This window comes from Albirhodobacter sp. R86504 (assembly GCF_042466415.1).
GTDB lineage: Bacteria > Pseudomonadota > Alphaproteobacteria > Rhodobacterales > Rhodobacteraceae > Albirhodobacter.
Genome location: NZ_JAXHCH010000002.1, coordinates 2,608,148 through 2,628,980, shown reverse-complemented (window position 1 = coordinate 2,628,980; position 20,833 = coordinate 2,608,148). Strand labels below are relative to the sequence as shown.

Below are 20,833 nucleotides of genomic sequence, written 5' to 3'. Positions count from 1 at the left end.
GTTAATGGCTATTTTTACCTCCCTCCCCCGCACCCTTACTGTTTTGAGCGCACTGACAATGATCTCAGCCTGTGCGTCATCCAACACGTCGGAATTCAACGCCCCCGTCGGCAGCTTCCTTGATCAGGGCAGTTTCGGCAACGCGACGATGAACAACACCTTGGCGCAAACCGGCCAAATTGATCTCGCAGTTTCCTTGACTGAACGTTTCGCGCGCGAAGTGCCGAACACAGTGAACTTCGCGTTCAACTCCTCGACGCTTGATGCGGCGTCGATGTCCGCATTGGATATGCAAGCAAATTGGATCCGGCAGTTCCCCGAGATCCGATTCCGTGTTTACGGGCATACCGATCTTGTCGGATCGAACGCCTATAACAAAACGCTAGGCTTGAAGCGTGCGCAGGCAGTTGTCGCCTATCTCTCGACACGCGGGATTTCGCGCTCTCGCTTGGAGGCGGTGGTCAGCTACGGCAAGACCCAACCGCTCGTCTATACGCAAGGCCCGGAAGTTCGGAATCGCCGCACCGTGACGGAGGTGTCCGGCTTTGTGGAGTCTCACCCGATGGTGCTGAACGGAGAATACGCGAGTGTAATCTTCCGCGAATATATTACGTCGGGCGCACCCGCATCGACCCTCTCCGGCACTTCGGGCGAAACGACAGGCGGCTAATCCGTCAATTTGAACATTTAATGACGGCGATCTTTGGCAACAAAGGTCGTCGTTTTCTATGACAGTCCCAAAATTCCGCACAATTACGTTTTTTTAGCCCCATTTGCGCCATGGTTGAGCGCGAGATTGGGCATCGGCAGGTATGGACCGACATCTGAGTCGCGCCATCCGACCCTCGACAGTGCACCTGAGGCGCGAGACGCCTTGATCATAAAAGGGCGTTGTCGGCGGTCATCGTGGAAAAGGACGTTAGGCAATGAGTGTTGCAGTAGCACTGAAACCAGAACCGGCAGCGATCGTGGCGTGCACGATTTCGCGCGATGTCGCGAATTTCGATCTCCTGATCGAAGATATGGAAACCGAACTCGGCGAAAGCTGGGGGGATCTGACCTTCGACGACGCCGCGATTTTTCTCGCCCAACCCGATAGCGACTCACTCGAATTTGTTGCAATTGCGGTGGATAGCGATGACGAGGACGATCTCGCACGGATCTCCGCCCTGATCAAACAGGCGCGCGATAAAGACATCCACGTGATCCTCATCGCGGAAGAACTCAGCCCCATCGCCCTGCACCAGTTGCTGCGTCACGGCGCAAATGATTTTGTGCCCTACCCGCTCCCTGAGGGCGCGCTGCACGAGACAATCGAACAACTGCGCCTCCCTCCGGAGCCCGTCGCTCAGACGAGCAACGACGCGCCTACGACCTTCAAGGCAACGGGCGGCAAAGAAGGCAGTGTGATTGCCGTTCATTCCTTGGCCGGTGGCACGGGCGCTTCGACCCTCGCGGTGAACCTCGCGTGGGAGCTTGCAATTCTCGATAAGAAAAAGCCGATCAAAGTTTGCTTGATCGATCTCGATCTCCAAATGGGGGCCGTCTCGACCTATCTCGATCTGCCGCGTCGTGAGGCTGTGTTCGAATTGCTGACCGACACCGCGCATATGGACCCTGACACCTTCGCACAGGCGCTTTTGCCTTATGGCGACAAGCTTCAGGTCTTCACCGCCCCGCCGGAGATGCTGCCTCTCGATATCATCGAGGCTGAGGACGTGAACCGTCTTCTGGAAATGGCGCGCGCCAATTTCGACTATGTGATTGTCGATATGCCTTCGACATTCGTTTCGTGGACAGAGGCCGTGATGAACAAATCCGATCTCTATTTCACGACACTCGAACTCGATATGCGCTCCGCACAAAACACGTTGCGCATGATCCGGGCGCTGAAAGCCGAAGGTCTGCCGGTCGAGAAACTGCGCTTCGTGTTGAACCGGGCGCCGAAATTCACCGATCTGTCGGGCAAATCGCGCGTGAAGCGTTTGGCCGAGAGCCTTGATATCTCGATAGAAGTCCAGCTAGCGGATGGCGGGAAGCAAGTCACGCAGGCCAATGACCACGGTCAACCGCTTGCCGAAACCGCGGCCAAGCTACCACTGCGCAAAGAGATTTTGAAACTCGCCAGCTCGCTGCACGCGGCAAATATTGCCGCCGCCGCCGCTGAGCACGCCTGAGGAGACGTTAATGTTCTCGCGTTACAAAAAACCACAGGGTGCTCCGGTTAAAACGAGCGAAGCCGTTGCACAACCGAAACCGACCCCGGCGCCCGAGCCAAAGGCCGATAACGTCACGAAGCTGCGCCGCGCCGTGACGGAGGCCGCTGCCGCTCCGGTGACAGCCGACAAAGACCGCAAGCGCAAAGAAAAGCTGCAGGAAATCAAGGTTGAGCTTCACCGCCGCCTGCTCGACGATCTCAACCTCTCCGCGCTTGAACACGCGACGGAGAAAGAACTTCGCGCGGAAATCTCCGCGATCACGACTGAGGCCTTGGCCGATATGTCGATCGTCCTGAATACCGCCGACCGTTTGGCCATGGCGGACGAGCTCTACGACGAGGTCATGGGGCTGGGACCGCTTGAGCCGCTTTTGAAAGACGACACCGTTTCCGATATTCTGGTGAACGGCCCGCAGCAGGTTTTCGTCGAACGCGGCGGGAAGCTGACGCTGACGGACACCACATTCAAAGACGAAAAGCATCTGTTGCGGATCATCGATAAAATCGTCTCCGCCGTGGGCCGTCGCGTCGATGAAAGCAACCCTTACGTCGATGCGCGCCTTCAAGACGGATCGCGCTTCAACGCGATGGTGCCCCCGGTTGCCGTCGACGGATCGCTCGTATCGATTCGGAAATTCAAGAAAGACAAGCTCGCGATTGACGACCTCGTGCGCTTTGGCGCGTTCACCGAGGAGATGGCCGCCTATCTCCAAGCCGCCTGCTCGACCCGCCTCAACGTCATCGTTTCGGGCGGAACGGGTTCGGGGAAAACGACGACGCTCAACGCCCTCTCCTCGTTCATCGCGAATGACGAACGCATCCTAACGATCGAGGATACCGCCGAACTTCAGCTGCAACAGTTGCACGTTGGCCGGATGGAAAGCCGCCCGCCGAACGTCGAGGGCAAGGGCGCCGTCACCCAGCGGGACTGTCTGCGCAACGCACTGCGGATGCGCCCTGACCGGATCATCGTGGGGGAAACCCGCGGTGAGGAGGTTATCGATATGCTTCAGGCAATGAACACTGGCCACGATGGTTCGATGACAACCATCCACGCGAACTCGGCGCGCGACGGGATCTCACGGCTTGAAAACATGGTCGCAATGGCTGGCATCGATATGCCGATCAAAGCTGTGCGCAGTCAAATCGCATCGGCGGTCAATCTGATCGTGCAGGCATCGCGCCTGCAAGACGGTTCGCGCCGCATGACCTCGATTACCGAAATTACGGGGATGGAGGGTGACGTTATCTCGATGCAAGAGATTTTCCGCTACGAGCGACTCGGCCTTGAGCCAAACGGCAAAATCATCGGCCGCTTCACCGCTACGGGCGTGCGCTCGCATTATTCGGACCGTTTCAAGCAATGGGGCTTCGATCTTCCCGCCTCGATCTACGAACCCGTGCAAGGCTAACCCATGATTATCTCGCCCACCCCGATCATCTACGGACTTATCTTCGTCGCCGTGCTTTTGCTCGTCGAAGGGATCTACTTGCTCATTTTCGGCAAGTCGATTTCGCTCAACTCGAAGGTCAACCGACGGTTGGAACTCCTCGAAAAGGGCGGCGCGCGCGAAAAGGTTTTGGAACAGCTTCGCAAAGAAGCCTCGCAGCATCTTAATTCCAAAGGCATACCGCTCTATTCCGTGCTCGCGGCGAAGGCGCAAAAAGCCAATATTGCGTTCTCCCCTATGGCGCTGATCGGCGTGATGGCCTTGCTCTCCTTCGTTGCCTTTGTCGGGCTCGCAATTGGGACCTCCGCCAGCCCTGCCGTCCGCTTGGCGGTATCGGTTCTGATGGGTGTCGGCGCAGTATTCTTCTGGGTGAACGGCAAGGCGAAAAAGCGCATCGAGCTCGCGCAAGAGCAATTGCCCGAGGCGGTCGAGCTCATGGTCCGCAGTTTGCGTGTCGGCCATCCGTTCTCGTCCGCGATCCAGATCGTGGCGAAAGAAGTCCCCGATCCGATGGGGTCGGAGTTCGGTATGATCGCCGATGAGGCGGCCTACGGGCGCAACGTCGCGGAATCCTTGCGAGATATGGCAGAACGCCTCGATATGCAGGATTTACGCTTCCTCGCGGTGGCCGTATCGATCCAGCAAACTTCGGGGGGTAACCTCGCAGAGATCCTGGAAGGGCTCGCCAAAGTGATCCGCTCGCGGTTCCGCCTGTTCCGCCGCGTGAAGGCCATCACCGCCGAGGCGAAATGGTCGGGGATGTTTCTCTCCGGCTTCCCGCTCGGCGTCCTCGCCGTGATCCAGCTCACGAAGCCTACATTTTACGACACGGTGAAGGATACAGAATATTTCATCCCAGCCGCCCTCGTCGTCTTCGTATTTCTGTTCGCGAATATGATGTTCATGAAAATCATGACCAATATTAAGGTGTAACGACCATGGAAGCTTTCGCACCCCTCAAGGATATGCTGATCGCGAACTTTGGTCCTCTTGGGCCGGTCTTCGGGGTTGGGGCACTCGCGCTTTTGATGGTTCTGGGGGCTGTGCCCCTGTTACTGCGCAAGCGCGCTGATCCGCTCGACAAGCTGCGCAATTCGGATGCGGCGCAGCAATGGCGCGCAGCGTCGTCCAACGCCCCTTCCAAGCTACGCCATGCGCAGGGCACGGACAAACTGGATAAATTTGCGGGCTTCCTCGAGCCTCAGACCGAAGAAGAGATGAGTGCCTCGCGCCTGTTGATGACGCGCGCGGGCTATCGCGGAAAAAACGCCGTCCGCACGTTCCACGCGATCCAGTTCATCGCGGGCATCGGGTCTTTGATGGCCGGCGTTGTCTATACGATGATCACATCCGCCGAGGCCGAAATGACAACTGCGAGCATGGCCATGAGCGTTCTGCTCCCTGCGTCTGCCGGGTATTACCTGCCGAAATACTGGCTGAACAACCGTGTGGAAACACGAACCGAAGAAATCCAGAACGCGTTCCCTGACACGCTCGATATGCTGCTTGTGTGCGTCGAGGCCGGTCAGTCGCTTGACCAAGGGATCATCCGCGTCTCGAAAGAACTGGAGCGCGGATATCCTGTGATGGCGGGCGAGCTTGAGCAGATCGCGCAAGAGATGAAGGCCGGCAAAGAAAAAATCTCGGTGCTGCGCGCTTTTGGCGAGCGTTCCGGCGTGCAGGACGTCATGTCCTTCGTCACCGTGATGATCCAATCGCAGACCTTCGGGACATCCATCGCGGAATCCCTGCGCGTCTACTCCGCAGAGATGCGCGACAAACGCGTGATGCGTGCCGAGGAGGCCGCGAACAAGATCCCGACGAAGATGACATTGGGCACTATGATGTTCACCGTGCCGCCTTTGCTAATCATCCTTGTCGGCCCGTCGGTTTACGATATGCTGCAAACGTTCCAAAACATGGGCGCTGGCTAACATATGTATCGAGGCTTCGCAGCGCATGCCAAGTGTATCGCTGTATCTCTAATGCTCTCTTTGCTCGCTGCCTGTTCGGGTGGCGGGCTTTCGGCGTCGTCGGAAAGCCCCTATGCCCCAGGCGCCAGCGGCGGTGAGGCGGTTGACGGTCTGGTTGTTGGCCACCGCCTGATGGAAGCTGGCGAGTATGAGCTTGCCCTCAAGTCCTATTATCGATCTGCCGCCCGATACGGCGCCACGGTTGACACCCTCTCCGCCATCGGATCGGCAAATCTTGCGCTTGGGCGCCTTGGCCAGGCCGAGCAAATCCTGCGCCGAGCCGTCGAGGCCGATCAAAGCTTCCCGCCTGCGTGGAACAACCTCGGTGTTGTTCTGATGGAGCGCAACAAAACATCCGAAGCTGCCCGCGTGTTCGAGACGGCCTACGCCTTGGACAGTGGCCAATCAGACGCGATCCGTGAGAATCTGCGCCGCGCTCTCGCAAAATCGGCCGATCCAGGGTATTCTGAGCCGGAGAGTGAGAACTTTTCGCTGGTGCGGCGTGGGACTGGTGAATACCTGCTCCTCACCAAGCTTTGAGGCAATGAGCAAAAAAGGACGCAAAATATGCGCCACCCGACTTTGATCGCGACCCTCTTGGGCGGCGCAATGGTATTGTCTGCCTGCCAAAATGGCGTGTCCGATGCAGAAGCTGCAAGAGCCCTGAAATCGGTAAACGCGATTGACGAAACCAATCTTTCCGATGTGATGCTGACGATGGGCGACCCTGACGAAGCGGTTTCCTATTTCCAACGATCCAGCTCCGAGAACCCCGACCGGATAGACCTCCAACGCGGCCTCGCGAAGTCGCTTGTGCGCGCGAAGAAACCTGCGGACGCGGCGAAAGTCTGGACGGCAATCTCCTTGCGTCCCGAAAGCGGGCCCGAGGATCTGGTTGAATTGGCGGATGCCCAAATCCGCGCGAATGATTGGGCCGGCGCAGAGGTCACGTTGAACCGCATCCCGCCGACCCATGAAAGTTATATGCGCTACCGCCTCGAGGCGATGGTCGCGGATAGCAAAAAGAACTGGCAAAAAGCCGATAGTTTCTATGAGACTGCGGCAGGGCTGACCACGTCACCCGCCGGCGTTTATAACAATTGGGGCTTTTCCAAACTGACCCGCGGCGATGCCAACGGCGCGGAAAAATTGTTTGGTGAGGCGCTGCGCTACGACCCAAGCCTGTTCACATCGAAGAACAATCTTGTGCTCGCGCGCGCAAACCAACGCAAGTACGACATGCCGGTGATGGCGATGACGCAGACCGAGCGCGCGATGTTGCTCTACACGGCCGCGCTCGCTGCCATCAAGCAAGGCGATGTCACGATCGGCAAAGGTTTGCTACAAGATGCTGTCGACACACATCCCCTACACTTCGAAGAAGCGAGCCGAGCCTTGGCTGCGCTGGATGCAAAATAAGGGGATCTGATGCTCGGTCTTTCGCCAAACACCGCTTATCTTGTTTTGTTTCTGGCCACGTTGCCGGTGTCATTCTGGGTCATCTGGTCAGACTTAAAATTTATGAAGATACCGAACAAAGCGGTGATCGCTATGCTCGGTATCTTCGTGATTGTCGGCCTGCTGGTCATCCCGTTTGAGGCATGGCTATGGCGCTGGTCGCATTTCGTCGTCGTTCTTGTGATCGGCATCGTTTTGAATGCCACGATCCACTTCGGCGCGGGGGATGCGAAATATGCGGCCGCAGCGGCGCCGTTCATTGCGCTTAACCCGAGTTCGATCCGTCTCATGTTGGTGCTTCTCGCCGCCGTGACGCTGAGCGCCTTTGTCACGCACCGGATCGCGCGCGGTCTTCCTGCCTTGCGCGGGCTGGCGCCAGACTGGCTCTCATGGTCACGTAAGGATTTCCCGTTCGGGGTCCCGCTCGCATTGACGCTCTCGGCCTATCTCCTGCTCTACGGCTTGGGCTAAAGCGGCAAGACGAACAGCGAAAGGCCCGCGGGTTTGCGCGGGCCTTTTGCTATCTTAGGGATCACTGCGGGGCGACGGGCCGGAACAAGATGTAAAGTGCGGTGCGGCGCACTTCCTCCAACCCCCAGCCAGCATCTGCGATCCCTTTCAAGATCGCTTTGCGTTGGGAACGCCCCGTTGCACAAAGCGGCACGAGCACGTAATCCGCGTGCTGCACACCGGACGCACCCGCATAATACCACGGGGCGGCGCCGTCGACCGGTTTGAAATCACCGTACAGCCAGAAGGCCCCGAACAGATCCGCCGCCAGCAATGCCGACCCGCCATAGCCCGCACCTTCAAGATCGCGGCTCACGACCTCGAAATAGGCGCTGAAACCGGATGACATATCGCAATCTGACAGAACCTCACCGTTGACCATTGCAGGCTCGGCCTCGGGATCAACGTAGCTCACCCCAGCATAGGGCGAGTCAGACGCATCGATATTTCTACTTTCCGTGACGCTGTACAGCCGCCCCTTCGAACTCATGACGTCCGATGCAATGTCTGCCCCCGACACCAAAGGCGCGGGGCTCTCAGATGTCAGGAAGTAATGCCTGATGGGCGACGCACCAAGGTTGATAACCGATGCTGACCCAAGCGCCAGAATGACCGCCGCAGTGACCGTTAAGGCCATGCGCGGCGCTACGGCGTCGATGTTGGTGGCTGGCACAGCCGACCGCCCCGACAGCAGAATCATCGCGATCAAGATCAGCCACTGCGGATCATTTCCGAAGTTTTGGTACGTGATATAGAGAAAGGCCGGCGTGAGCAGCAAAAGCAAAAGCCCCTCCGTCATCCGCTCGGCGCGGCGCAACAAAACGACGCCCGCCAAGAGCGCGAGATTTCCCACGACAAAGCTCGGCCCCGAGACAATATCCTCGAAGCTAGCGCCCGGAGCCGCGCGGGTGTCCGACGTTGCGACCGCAAGCAAATCCGCGACATAGGCCGGCCAAAACGAGATCCCCCACGCCAATGCCGCCCCCCCCATCACCATGAGGCCCGCCAAGACAGAAAGGACCAAACCCCGCACCTGACCACGAACCAGCAAAATCACGATCACTGCAGGGGCGAGTGCGATGGCATAGGTCGCCTTGAGAAGGCCGAGAGCGGCCATCCCGACCCCGATCAAAAGCGCATCGATCCACCAGCGCGCGGGCTTTCCTGCCTCCGTTTCGCGCGCAAGGGGCGGCAGGGTCAACAAGATGACAACATAGCTCACCGCCCACGCCCAACGGTTATAATGCATTGAAACCGAGATCGCGGGATTAGCCTCTCCATGCACAATCGCAAGCGACAGCATCATCACATATCCTGCGCACAGGATCGCCCAAGGCCACGCCAACCGCGTGCCTGCCGCGTAGACCGCAGGTGCAAAAAGCACCAGCGCGACAAGGGCCTGAGCCATAAAGAACGCCTTGCCCAAATGGTTTCCCGCCTCGACAAACCACGCGATCGGCGCAATGCCCAGAATACCCAACGGCGTCATGAAATCGAGATGCGGCACCTGTCCGAACTGCGTCATGCGCAGCACGATATCGATAAGATGCAACGTATCGCCCTCATGGCGCGCAATCAGCAGCTCGCCTTTGAGAAACGGCACCCCCCCAAGCACCAGCGTCAGCAACGCGAGTATAAGGATGGTGCGCCCCCAATGCGCTCGTGGTTTTTCCACCTGATTATGCGCGGCCTGCGCGGTCTGCTCTGCCCGATCCATCCCAGCTTCTCCGCGCTGTTTCCTTGTTGTGGCCACAATAGCCCGCGAGAGTGTCAGTGTGAATCCCTCGCCAACGGGCCGTTGCGCGTGAGGGCCTTTATACAACAGCACACCGCCAAGAGGGCATCGCAATGAACATGATCACCGGAAACGTCCTCGCGCCGCCGCAGCCTAAGACGCTTTCTGAAACCGGTATTTCGCCGGTGATGATGCGCGATATTCTCATTAAAACGATGTTCCGCACGCATTCCGAACAGGTGAGCGATATCGCCAAGAAGATCTGCCTGCCGCCAGTTGTTACGCAAGAGCTGATCGACCTGTGCCGCAGCCAGCGCCTCTTGGAGGCAACGGGCACTATGTCGGCAACCTCCAACGGCGAGATGGGCTACCAGCTCACCGATGCCGGCAAGGCGCGCGCACTCGATAGCCTCGCGCAATCCGAATATTACGGCGCGATGCCAATCACTTTGGATGCCTACCGCGAGCAGGTCAAACGCCAATCGATCCGCAATATCGCCCTCACACGCCAACAGCTTTTGGGCGCAATGGGGCATCTGATTCTGCCTCCGACGTTGATCGACCAACTCGGGCCAGCCGTGGGCGCAGGGCGATCCATCTTGATGTATGGCCCGCCAGGCAACGGGAAATCGTCGATCTCGAACGGGATCCGCGATGCATTGGGCGACAAGATCTACATTCCTCGCGCCATTGAATATGCCGGCACGGTGATCACTGTCTTCGACCCCATCGTGCACACCGCCGTCGCCCCCGAGGACGTGGGAACGGGGCTGCGGCTCTCGGCATCACGGTTTGATTCCCGCTACGTCTATTGCCAGCGCCCGACAGTCATCACCGGCGGAGAGCTCTCGCTCGACATGCTAGACCTCACTTACAACCCCACCGCGCGGACCTACACGGCGCCGCTTCAAATGAAATCCTCAGGTGGCGTGTTCATTGTCGACGATCTTGGCCGCCAAGCCGAACCGCCGCAAAAGCTCGTCAACCGCTGGATCGTTCCATTGGAGGAAAACCGCGACATCCTCGCGCTTCAATCGGGTGAGAAGTTCGAAGTGCCGTTTGACACGCTCGTCATCTTCTCCACCAACTTCCACCCGAATGAAATTTTCGATAAAGCGGCCCTCCGTCGGATCTTCTTCAAAATCAAAATCGACGGGCCCGGGCAGCAGGATTTCCTGAAGATCTTTGCGATGATGGCAAAGAAACGCGGGATGCCTTTGGATGAAAAGGCCCTCGTTTATCTGCTCAAACACAAATATCCGACCATCGATAATATCTACGCAAACTATCAACCGATCTTCCTGATCGATCAGATGATGGCGATTTGTGATTTCGAGGGCATTCCGTATCAAATGAACCCCGACCTGATCGATCGTGCTTGGGCGAATATGTTTGTGAAAGAAGAAGTCATCGTTCACTAAACACTTCGAAATTGAAAAGGCGCGCCACTTCAGGCGCGCCTTTTTATTGAGATCGTTCTGATGGATCAGGCGGTGAGGCCTTCAGGCTCCGGCAAGCCATTCGCACGGCAACAGGCGGTGACCGTATTGGCCAACAAGCAGGCGATCGTCATCGGCCCCACCCCCCCCGGCACTGGCGTGATCGCGCCCGCGACCGCAGCGGCAGATTGGAATTCGACATCCCCCACCAGCTTTTTCTTACCGTCGCGTTCAATCCGGTTGATGCCCACATCAATGACCGTGGCCCCCGGTTTGACGAAATCGCCGGTGATCATCTCCGCGCGGCCGACGGCGGCCACAAGGATATCGGCCGAACGGCATAGGGAGGCGAGATCTTTCGTGCGCGAATGCGCGATCGTCACCGTGCAGCTATCGTTCAGCAATAGCTGGGCCATGGGCTTACCCACGATATTCGAGCGCCCGACGACCACCGCATTCAACCCCGACAGGCTTCCGTGATGATCACGCAGCATCATCAGGCAACCAAGCGGCGTGCACGGCACCATGGATTTTTGCCCCGTGCCCAGCAGGCCAACGTTCGAGATATGGAACCCGTCCACATCCTTGGCCGGATCAATCGCGTTGATGACGAGATCGGAATCGAGATGCGCGGGCAACGGCAACTGTACAAGAATCCCGTGAACCGCCGGATCTGCGTTCAACTTGCCAATCAGCGCCAACAAATCAGCTTCGGAAGTCGATGCGTCCAGCTTGTGCTCGAAAGATGCCATGCCGCTTTCGAGCGTCTGCTTGCCCTTATTGCGGACATACACTTCGGAGGCCGGGTCTTCGCCCACAAGCACGACCGCAAGACCAGGCGTTATGCCATGCACCTCTTTGAGGCGGGTGACGTGATCCGTCACTTGCGCGCGCACAGTCGCCGCGAAGGCTTTGCCGTCAATAATAGAAGCCGTCATGCGTCATCTCCTTTTCCCAAAACCAGTTCTTCGCGTGCGATCGACCAATCGATCAAACGCCGCCAGAGATCTTCCGTAAGATCAGCATCTAGCCCCCTCGCCTGCGCGAAACCACGCACATTGGCGACGACTTCCTCAACGCGGCTTTCGATCCGCGCGGGCAAGCCCTCATTGGGCTTCAGCTCTGCCGCGCGGTCGATGAGTTGCGCACGTTGCGCCAACAGGTCGACAATCCGTGCGTCCATCAAATCAATCTCCGCGCGAAGGTCATTCATGCTTGCGATGGTGTGAGGGGCTTTCATGCTGTCTCTCCGCAGGGGGCGCAGCTTGCTCCTCCGCGGCATCGCCATGCGAGGGCAGCTACTCTTGCGGAAATCGTTTCGCAGAGATCGACGCCAGTCTCAAGCCTCGCAGCACAGATCGACGCGCGATCCGTCCTTTGCGGAAAGAAAAAGCCCCGAAACCGTCTCCGGCCCGGGGCTTCTTTTCAATTTGCGCTCCGCAGCGATTAGCTATCGCCCTCGCCCGCTTCATTTTTAGGCGCAGGCTTGGTGCGCGGAATCGACGACACAGACGGCACAGGCGCCGGAACATCACTGTCGACGCCGAGCGTTTCGCCCGCAACGACCTTGGTGATTTCCTCACCCGTCAGCGTCTCGTATTCCAATAGCCCAAGTGCAAGGCGTTCGAACTCGACAGATTTCTCTTCCAAAATCCGCTTCGCCGTCCGGTATCCCTCATCGATCAGCTCGCGAACTTCGTCCTCGATCTGCTGCTTGGTATTGGCGGAAACCGAGAAACCAGCGGTGCCGCCCGTATACCCTTCATGCGCTTCGGCATAGTCGATATTGCCGACCTTATCCGACATGCCCCAGCGCATCACCATCGCGCGGGCCAGAGCGGAAGCTTGCTGGATATCGCCGGCAGGGCCGTTCGAGACGCCCTCCTCACCGTATTTGATGATTTCCGCGGCTTTCCCCGCCATCGTCATCGCAATACGCTGCTTGGCCTCATCCTTGTGCATGTTGAGACGATCCATCTCAGGCAAGGACACCACCATACCCAGCGCGCCGCCGCGCGGGATGATCGTCGCCTTATACACCGGATCACATTTCGGCAGGCTGATCCCGACGATCGCGTGGCCAGCTTCGTGCCACGCTGTTTTCTCTTTTTGATCGGCAGTGAGAACCATCGAGCGGCGCTCAACCCCCAGCATGACCTTGTCTTTAGCGCTCTCGAAATCGCTCATCGTCACTTGATGACGTCCGACACGCGCCGCCATCAAAGCAGCCTCGTTCACAAGGTTCATCAGGTCCGCACCGGAGAAGCCCGGCGTGCCCCGCGCGATCAGACGCAGATCAACATCCGGCCCCTGCGGCACTTTACGCGCATGAACGGTCAAGATTTTCTCGCGCCCCTTGATGTCAGGGTTCGGGACGTGGATCTGACGGTCAAAGCGGCCCGGACGCAGCAAAGCAGGATCAAGAACGTCGCGACGGTTTGTCGCCGCGATGATAATGATCCCTTCATTCGCCTCGAACCCGTCCATCTCGACGAGAAGCTGGTTCAATGTTTGCTCGCGCTCGTCATTGCCACCACCGATGCCAACGCCGCGCGCACGCCCAACGGCGTCGATTTCATCGATGAAAACAATGCAAGGCGCGTTCTTTTTAGCCTGTTCGAACATATCGCGCACACGGCTCGCCCCGACGCCGACAAACATCTCGACAAAGTCGGAGCCCGAAATCGTGAAGAACGGAACCCCCGCCTCGCCTGCAATCGCACGCGCAAGGAGCGTCTTACCAGTGCCCGGAGGGCCGACAAGCAAAGCGCCCTTTGGAATCTTGCCTCCGAGACGCGAGAATTTCTGCGGGTTGCGCAGGAACTCCACGATCTCCTCCAGCTCCTCTTTCGCCTCGTCAATGCCGGCGACGTCATCAAACGTCACGCGACCTTGTTTCTCAGTGAGGAGCTTGGCCTTCGATTTGCCAAAGCCCATCGCGCCGCCTTTGCCGCCGCCCTGCATCCGGTTCATGAAGAAAATCCAGATCCCGATCAGAACGAGGAATGGCAACCACACGCCCAAGAGCGACATGAAGCCCGATTGCTCCTGCTTTTTCACTGTAACATCGACGCCCTTGGCGATCAGCATTTCTGCGATCGGGTCCGACATCGGTTTGATTGTGCTGTAGGTTGTGCCATCCGCGATCTGGTACGTGACGTTTTCACCGTCAAGACCTACGGTTTTCACATCACCCTTCTCTACGCTGGAGATAAACTCCGAATAGCTCACCGAGCGCGCATTCATTGCACCTTGGCCGTCGCCAAAAATACTCAGCAACGCCAGAACAAGCACGATAAGCACGGCCCATAAGGCGAGATTGCGTCCATTACCCAAAGGGAGACCTCCAAACGATTATCGGGCCGTAAGACAGGTTCGGCCCTTTGACATGAAAATAGGCATTCAGCGGGCAGGTTCAACGCCTGATTAGAGAATGAGCGAATGCGCCGCAGGCAATTTGTGCTTTCCAGCCATTTTCTTGCCCCGCGAGGGGCGCAGAAACCAGATTTTCACCCTGCCAGATCGCGGGTGAGGCCAAAAGTGACGCGCGCGGGAGTTCGGCCTCGCGCCAATTTGGACAGGCCAGCAACCCTCGCTCTCCCAATGCCGAGACCGAAAGCGCGCCGTTTGCGATCGGATCATCCACAGGAAACTCGTTTTCTGTGCCGCGACTGACCCTCCATCTGTCCCATTGCGCGCCAATTGGAACTTGGAGGCCTTGCACCGCGCGCGCTTCGCGGGTGATACGCAAGACGCGATCCCCAACCGAAATGCGACAGCCGTGCAAAGTGAAATCGCGCCGCGTCTCCCAGTCGTCCAAGACGCCTGCGAGCTTTGCCGCACGCGGGGTATAATCCGCCCCCGACACCCAGAGCAAAGCCGCGTTGATCAACCGCCTTTGCATCTCACGACTAAAGACGTCGCGAAACGCGGCGCGATCAATAACCACATCGCCCACCGGTGTTGTGACATGGGCGGCAACCAGCGCGGAGAGATAGCGTGTCAACTCCTGCTCTGCCTGCGCAAGATGCCCCACGACAGCCATCAGTGAGCCCGGCGTCACACCCATGGGTGCGAGTGTCTGCAGGGCTTGTCGGACACGAACTCTTTCAAATTTCGGGTTCTCATTGCTTGGGTCATCGATCCAATCTCGCCCAAGCTCGCGGAGATAATCGCGCAAGTGTTCTCGCGTTTGTCCAAGCAAGGGCCGATGCCACGTCACCCCCTCCGCCTGAAACCGAGGACGCATTCCGGCCAATCCCTCCAAGCCCGATTCGCGCGCAAGCCGCATCACGAATGTTTCGGCCTGATCATCCGCCGTATGCCCTAACGCCACATGCGCCACACCCTGCGTGCGCGCCCATGCCCCGATCAGCGAGAATCGCGCGCGGCGTGCCTGATCCATCAGGTTTCCCTGCGCGGACGGGCCCGACCACCGCAACGTGCTATGCGCAATCCCGAGATCTGCGCAGTGATCAGAAACAAATTTCGCCTCTTGCGCAGAGGCCGCCCGTAGCCCGTGATCGACCGTCACCGCATAAACAGGGTGATGTTCATGGAGGAGATGCAAGAGCGCGAGCGAATCAGATCCGCCGGACACAGCGACACCGATTGGTCCCATGCCGGTCGAGAACGCTTGCTCGGCGATGGCGCTTAGTTGGGCGCGCACCATTAAAGCTGGCTCCGAGCCACGAGCACCTTCACGCGCGCCATAGGCAAGGCTACGCGAGAGGAGCCCCTCATTGGCAGGCGAGGCTTTGCATTGCGCCTTGTGCACTCGAGGTCGCAGCCGCATTCGGGAAGCGCGCGCCAACTTCGCGCAAAGTCGCGCAAGCTTCGACCGTTTGTCCTAAATTCGCGAGGGATGTGCCGAGTTTGAACAGGCTATCGGGCGCGAAAGTGCCTTCGGGTGCTGCGGAAAACGCGTCGAGATAGGCGCGTGCGGCACTACCGGTATCGCCGGTTTTCTCCAACGCTTCCCCGCGCAGATACATCGCCTCGCCGGTCAGCGGGCCACCCGGGTAGGATTGGGCAAAGGCCGAGAAGAGGTCAGCGGCGCCTTGAAAGTCACCTTGAGCGAGCACCCCCTTGGCCCGGTCAAAATCTGCCTGCTCGTTCATCGCGAGGGCTGGGGCGTTGGACGATGCGCTTGGCGCTGCGGCTGCGGGCGCAGAGGCGACGGACGCGCCACTGCTCTCACCGCCCAAAGTCGGGGTTTGCCCCACCGAGCCGATATCACAGCCCGGTGTTGCTTCGCACAGACGGAATTCGAGATCGCCTATCCGGTTTGTGCCGTCTTTGACGACACGGTCGATCCGGTTTTGCAATTCCTCGGTGCGCGATGTCAGGCGCATCAACGACGCCTCCATCGTATCCATGCGCTCCAAGGCGGAAGACCCTCCGGCCGCCTGCATCCCTTGCGCGCCCGATGCCACAAGCTCCGACCGCAACGATTGTAGCTGAGCGGAGAGATCCGCCAACTCGCTGCGCACATCGGCTAGGGACTGATCTTGCGCGGCGGCGGGGGCCGCCAGCGCAAGTGCGGCAATAAATGCAAGTGACCGGATCATAGCAAACTTCCTTCTTAGGCGCCTGCGCCGAGGGAAATAACCGTCACGGCGCGGCGGTTCTTGGCGTAGCAATCTTCGGTGGAACAAGCCTCGAGCGGGCGCTCTTTACCGTAGGAAACGGTGCGCAGACGGCTCGATGCAACCCCTTGCGAGATCAAGAACTGCTGCGCTGCATTGGCGCGGCGCGCACCCAGCGCAAGGTTGTATTCGCGTGTGCCCTGCTCGTCGGCGTGGCCTTCAACGATCGCGCTATAGCCTGTGTTGCTCATCAACCATTGAGCCTGACCGGCAAGGGTCGTGCGCGCTTCGGCCGTCAGGGTCGATTGGTCAACCGGGAACAGAACCTTATCACCGACTGTCTGGCTGAAATAAGCAGGCGAACGTGGATCGTTTGCGCCGCCCAACGAGGACTGGTCGAAGCCATTGCCCAAAGCACCGCCTGCGCCATTCGCGCCGTCGCCGTATTTATCAGGGTTGTTACATGCCGCGAGAGCCAGCGCGGAGACGACAAGAAGCGCCTTGTGAGTGAGAGCCATATTTAAGTCCGCCTATAAGTTTGTTTGGGGCAATCTAGCAGGTTTGGGAGGCGATGTGAATCGCCCCCGAGTCAGATCAAGGAAGCAAGGGCGACCATGCGGGATCGGATGCTGCGCTCGGTGTTGGAACCGCCTTGAGGTTCCGGCCGGAGATGTCGACCGACATCAACGTCGCGCCCCCCGAAGCACCCGAAGTCTCACGCGTGAACATTACAACGCGGCCATTTGGCGCCCAGGTCGGACCCTCGTCAAGGAACGACGCCGTGAGCAAGCGCTCCTCCGACCCATCGGTGCGCATCACGCCGATATGGAACCGGCCTGCGTGTTGTTTGGTGAAGGCGATCATATCCCCACGAGGTGACCAGACGGGCGTGCCGTAGCTCCCCTCACCGAAGGAAATCCGCGCTGGCTCACCACCACCTGCCGACATGACGTAAATCTGCGGGCGGCCAGAGCGATCAGATTCGAATACAATCTGGCTTCCATCGGGCGAATAGGATGGCGCAGTCTCGATCGAGGGAGAGTTTGTCAAAGGCGAGCCGCCACCGCCATTGACCGACATGCGGTAAAGATCGGTGTTACCACCACGCTCCAACGAATAGATAATGGAGTTGCCGTCGGGCGAAAACCGCGGCGCGAAGGCCATCGTGCCGTCCACCGCACCCAAGGCGCGTGCTGATACGGATGCCACGTCGAGCATTTTAATCTGCGGGAAGCCCGTCTCGAAGGATGTGTAGAGAATACGATCGCCTTGCGGCGAGAAGCGCGGCGCGAGAACAATGGTCGAGCTATCCGTCAGATATTGCACGCCCGCGCCGTCATAATCCATGATCGCGAGACGCTTGAGGCGCGCGTTCTTTGGACCCTGCTCGGAAACGAACACAACGCGGCTATCGAAGTAGCCTGCCTCGCCCGTGATGCGCGAATAAACCTGATCGGCAACCTTATGTGCGAGACGACGCCACGAGCCTTCCGAGGCCGCAAGCTGCATCCCGTCGCCCAAGGGCTGGCCCGAAAAGACATCGTAGAGGAAGAATTTGACCGTCACCTTGCCGCCCGACGACGAGACAGCGCCCGTAATCAACGCCTGCGCATTGATGGCCTGCCAGTCGGGATAGGACACTGGCGTGTCAAACGATCCGATCTGCTGGATATGCGCCGAGGCAGGGATTTCGCGGAACAGTCCGGTCCCTGAAAGATCGGCGCGGATCACTTCGGAAATCTGCGCCGCAAGCTGCCCCGCGCCACCTTCCGCGACAAACTGCGGGAGCGCGTACGGCATCGGTTCGATCACACCTTGGTCCAAGGTGATCCGGAGCGGCTCGGCGGCAACGGGCGCGGGCGCGTTGACGAACAAAGCTGCGGCAACAAGTGTCAGGTAGCGGAGCATTTCAAGCCTCCCTCGCATCGGGGTTTTCTCGTTATAACGTAAAGTGCGGCGCCACGTCACGGGGGGTCGTATCCGCGCGCATCACTTCATCCTCATATTATTGGGATCGAACGTAATTTCGATCTCACGCCAGTGGTCATATTTCTCCGCCGGCAACGGGAAGCCATCGGAGCCACAGCGGATAATCGCGCGGCGACCTGCCTCATACGCTTGGGCTGCGGCGGCATCTGACCCGCCGGAATACGAAATCCGGTGGATCGACGTATTGTCGGGCTTGCCGTCAGCGCCCATCGTCATGCCGATCACAACAGTCGTGCGCAAGGCCTCCGACGAGAGCGCGCCGACATTCCAGCACGCCTTCACATCGACGATCAGCGCCTCTTTCTCCCCTGCCGTTACCGGCGGACCGGACGCGAGGCTTCCATTGCCGCCCGTCCCAGTTTTCGCCGGTGTCGGCTCGGAGAGAGCTTCGGCCAATGCATCATTCACCGCGTCATTGGCCGAGGCACTGGAGGCTTTGGGCGCAGCGGGGGCGGCTTTGGGCGCATCGGGCGTCTCCGCTGCGGTTTGGGTCGGCGTCGGCGTTGGGGCCGCCGGTTTCGCTGGTTTGGTGCGCGGGCGTGAAGATGTGGCGGGCGCGGATGTTTCCGGCTTCTCCACGGTTTCAGTCGCCTCGGTCACGATCTCGGTGGCGGCCTCTGGCGGGGCGGCCTCCTCCTTCTTCTCGACAGGCTCTTGCGGCTCGGCTGTCTCGTCAGGCTGGGTCTGGGCCTCCGCCGTCTCCGAGATCCGTGCGTCCGGCTCCGGCGCTTCTGCCGGCGTTGGCGCGACACGAGCGATCGGTTTTTGTTTCGGGCGCGGCGACATATCAGGCGCGGCTGTGTCTTGCGGCACCTCTACAGGCTGCATCATCTCCGGCGGAATTTCATTGACCTCAGCAGGGGTCGGCGGCGCGAGGTCGCTCACATCGGGCAAGACTTCTGCCTCGGCAGGCGCAGGCTGTTCCGGTGTCGTTTGTTCTGGCGCGGTTTCCTCTACCGGGGGCGTTTCCGGTTGGGTTTCGGCCGTTTCCGCAGGCGCCTGCGGCGTCAAGGGTTCGGTCAGAGCGGCAGGCGCTTCGCTGGCTTTTGGCGCAGCCGCCATCATCGCCGCGAAATCCGCCTCCGACATAACAGAGGCTTCCGCCATGACGATCGGCTCGGAGGGTTTTGCACGAAACCAAAGCCCGCCAAACGCAGCCCATGCCACCAGCACGAGATGCATCACAGCCGAGCCGATGGTGCCGATTTTTTCGGCACGCGACATTGACGAGAAAGGGGAAGGTATCATGGGCATCGCCCTTAATTACCCGCCTGAGGCGCGGCAGCACCCGACAGGCTCGGCCCGCCGGTATCCGTCACGAGAACGATATTGGTGAAGCCACCTGCGTTCAACGCGCCCATCACCCCGACGACGCGCGAGTATTCGATCCCGCCGTCCGCGCGCAGATAAACCTTATCGCTATCGCGTTCGGCAGACACAGCAACCAGCCGCGCGACGAGTTCATCCTCGGCGACCGGCGTGTTCATCATCGAAACCGATCCGTCGATCTGCAAGGAAATCGTCAGCGGCTCTTCCTGTTCCGTCGGCACGGAGTTGGCGGCGGTTTTGGGCAGTTCCAAAGGAACGCCCACCGTCATCATCGGCGCGGCGACCATGAAGATGATCAAGAGCACCAACATCACGTCCACGAAGGGAGTGATGTTGATTTCCGACATCGCGCCACCGCTCGAACGGCCCCGACGACGACGCCCGCCGCCTCCGCCTTTTTTAACGACACCACCGCCCATCGTTCACTCCGAATCCAGCTGGCGCGACAAAATCGTCGAGAACTCATCCGCGAAGGCTTCGTAGCTAGCCATGATCCGGTCACTGTCCGAAGACAGCTTGTTGTAGAAAATAACCGCAGGAATAGCGGCAAGAAGGCCGATACCTGTCGCCATTAGGGCCTCGGAAATACCGGGTGCAACGACCGCAAGCGAGGAGTTCTGCGAAATCGCGATTTCCTCGAACGCGACCTTGATCCCCCAGACCGTCCCGAACAGACCAACGAATGGCCCTGTCGAGCCAACAGTTGCGAGGAAGGTCAGGCCGGAGGTGAGCTTTTCGCTTTCCTTGGTGATTGCAACATCCATTGAGCGATCGATCCGCGCCTGAGCACCAGCGATCAATCCACCATCATGGCGGTGCGACCGCCGCCACTCCAACATGCCGGCCGCGAAAATCCGCTGGCTCGCGCCTTCGGGCGCAGGGCCGATCATGTCGAACAATTCATCGAGCGGCTCACCCGACCAGAAGGCGCGATCAAACTCGCCAGCTTCATTCCGCGCCGCACGGAAGGTGATGTATTTGCGAATGATAATCGACCATGACCAAAAGCTGGACACGATCAAAAGGATCATTACAAGTTTAACGGGGATAGATGCGCGCGCAAAAAGCGCAAGCAATGAGAAGTCGATATTCGACGCCTCATGCGCCATCGCAAGAGTCTGCTGGTCCATAGATCACTGCTCG

20 protein-coding genes are annotated in these 20,833 nt (G+C 59.1%); 9 read left to right on the top strand and 11 right to left on the bottom strand.

Annotation, left to right across the window (positions count from 1 at the left end; all coding sequences use genetic code 11):
* Positions 1-4 precede the first annotated feature (4 nt).
* From SJY32_RS14695 to SJY32_RS14660, 8 genes are all read left to right on the top strand, one after another.
* On the top strand, positions 5-670 hold the full coding sequence (locus SJY32_RS14695; protein WP_376876980.1) for an OmpA family protein: 666 nt from the start codon (positions 5-7) through the stop codon (positions 668-670).
* A 256-nt stretch (positions 671-926) separates the two neighbouring features.
* On the top strand, positions 927-2,177 hold the full coding sequence (locus tag SJY32_RS14690) for a CpaE family protein (RefSeq protein ID WP_376876977.1): 1,251 nt from the start codon (positions 927-929) through the stop codon (positions 2,175-2,177).
* 10 nt (positions 2,178-2,187) lie between these two features.
* Positions 2,188-3,630, top strand: coding sequence for a CpaF family protein (locus tag SJY32_RS14685; RefSeq protein ID WP_376876974.1), 1,443 nt, complete (start codon positions 2,188-2,190; stop codon positions 3,628-3,630).
* Between the two features lie 3 nt (positions 3,631-3,633).
* Positions 3,634-4,602: a type II secretion system F family protein gene (locus SJY32_RS14680; protein WP_376876971.1), complete on the top strand. Its 969-nt coding sequence runs from the start codon at positions 3,634-3,636 to the stop codon at positions 4,600-4,602.
* A 5-nt stretch (positions 4,603-4,607) separates the two neighbouring features.
* Complete coding sequence (locus SJY32_RS14675) at positions 4,608-5,603, top strand: type II secretion system F family protein (RefSeq protein ID WP_376876968.1); 996 nt, start codon at positions 4,608-4,610, stop codon at positions 5,601-5,603.
* Between the two features lie 51 nt (positions 5,604-5,654).
* On the top strand, positions 5,655-6,182 hold the full coding sequence (locus SJY32_RS14670; protein WP_376876965.1) for a tetratricopeptide repeat protein: 528 nt from the start codon (positions 5,655-5,657) through the stop codon (positions 6,180-6,182).
* 27 nt (positions 6,183-6,209) lie between these two features.
* Positions 6,210-7,061: a tetratricopeptide repeat protein gene (locus tag SJY32_RS14665; protein ID WP_376876962.1), complete on the top strand. Its 852-nt coding sequence runs from the start codon at positions 6,210-6,212 to the stop codon at positions 7,059-7,061.
* A gap of 9 nt (positions 7,062-7,070) precedes the next feature.
* On the top strand, positions 7,071-7,571 hold the full coding sequence (locus tag SJY32_RS14660; protein ID WP_376876959.1) for a prepilin peptidase: 501 nt from the start codon (positions 7,071-7,073) through the stop codon (positions 7,569-7,571).
* Between the two features lie 61 nt (positions 7,572-7,632).
* Here the strand turns inward: SJY32_RS14660 and SJY32_RS14655 are convergent, their stop codons facing one another.
* Positions 7,633-9,327 carry a hypothetical protein gene (locus SJY32_RS14655; RefSeq protein WP_376876956.1) on the bottom strand — a complete coding sequence of 565 codons (1,695 nt, stop codon included), beginning with the start codon at positions 9,325-9,327 and terminating at the stop codon, positions 7,633-7,635.
* A gap of 131 nt (positions 9,328-9,458) precedes the next feature.
* On the opposite strand from SJY32_RS14655, the gene SJY32_RS14650 reads away from it, so the two are divergent.
* Positions 9,459-10,766, top strand: coding sequence for an ATPase (locus SJY32_RS14650; RefSeq protein WP_376876953.1), 1,308 nt, complete (start codon positions 9,459-9,461; stop codon positions 10,764-10,766).
* Positions 10,767-10,831: 65 nt separating this feature from the next.
* Here SJY32_RS14650 and folD read toward each other — a convergent pair whose 3' ends face one another.
* The 10 genes from folD to tolQ all read right to left on the bottom strand — a co-directional run bounded on the left by folD (position 10,832) and on the right by tolQ (position 20,820).
* Positions 10,832-11,722: a bifunctional methylenetetrahydrofolate dehydrogenase/methenyltetrahydrofolate cyclohydrolase FolD gene (gene folD / locus SJY32_RS14645; protein ID WP_376876950.1), complete on the bottom strand. Its 891-nt coding sequence runs from the start codon at positions 11,720-11,722 to the stop codon at positions 10,832-10,834.
* Complete coding sequence (locus SJY32_RS14640; protein WP_376876947.1) at positions 11,719-12,024, bottom strand: chorismate mutase; 306 nt, start codon at positions 12,022-12,024, stop codon at positions 11,719-11,721. Before SJY32_RS14640 ends, folD begins: the two co-directional genes overlap by 4 nt.
* Positions 12,025-12,230: 206 nt before the next feature.
* Positions 12,231-14,120: an ATP-dependent zinc metalloprotease FtsH gene (gene ftsH, locus SJY32_RS14635; protein WP_376876944.1), complete on the bottom strand. Its 1,890-nt coding sequence runs from the start codon at positions 14,118-14,120 to the stop codon at positions 12,231-12,233.
* Between the two features lie 79 nt (positions 14,121-14,199).
* A complete protein-coding gene (tilS, locus tag SJY32_RS14630) occupies positions 14,200-15,456 on the bottom strand; it encodes a tRNA lysidine(34) synthetase TilS (RefSeq protein ID WP_376876941.1) in 1,257 nt (418 codons plus the stop codon).
* A 67-nt stretch (positions 15,457-15,523) separates the two neighbouring features.
* The gene (gene ybgF / locus SJY32_RS14625; RefSeq protein ID WP_376876938.1) at positions 15,524-16,354 is read right to left on the bottom strand and encodes a tol-pal system protein YbgF; all 831 of its coding nucleotides are present in this window, start codon (positions 16,352-16,354) and stop codon (positions 15,524-15,526) included.
* A 14-nt stretch (positions 16,355-16,368) separates the two neighbouring features.
* Positions 16,369-16,890: a peptidoglycan-associated lipoprotein Pal gene (pal, locus tag SJY32_RS14620; RefSeq protein ID WP_376876935.1), complete on the bottom strand. Its 522-nt coding sequence runs from the start codon at positions 16,888-16,890 to the stop codon at positions 16,369-16,371.
* A gap of 76 nt (positions 16,891-16,966) precedes the next feature.
* Complete coding sequence (tolB, locus tag SJY32_RS14615; protein WP_376876933.1) at positions 16,967-18,280, bottom strand: Tol-Pal system beta propeller repeat protein TolB; 1,314 nt, start codon at positions 18,278-18,280, stop codon at positions 16,967-16,969.
* Between the two features lie 81 nt (positions 18,281-18,361).
* Positions 18,362-19,609, bottom strand: a complete 1,248-nt coding sequence (locus tag SJY32_RS14610; protein WP_376876930.1) for a hypothetical protein — start codon at positions 19,607-19,609, stop codon at positions 18,362-18,364.
* An 11-nt stretch (positions 19,610-19,620) separates the two neighbouring features.
* Positions 19,621-20,109 carry an ExbD/TolR family protein gene (locus SJY32_RS14605; protein WP_376876927.1) on the bottom strand — a complete coding sequence of 163 codons (489 nt, stop codon included), beginning with the start codon at positions 20,107-20,109 and terminating at the stop codon, positions 19,621-19,623.
* A gap of 3 nt (positions 20,110-20,112) precedes the next feature.
* Positions 20,113-20,820, bottom strand: coding sequence for a protein TolQ (gene tolQ / locus SJY32_RS14600; RefSeq protein ID WP_376876924.1), 708 nt, complete (start codon positions 20,818-20,820; stop codon positions 20,113-20,115).
* Positions 20,821-20,833 lie beyond the last annotated feature (13 nt).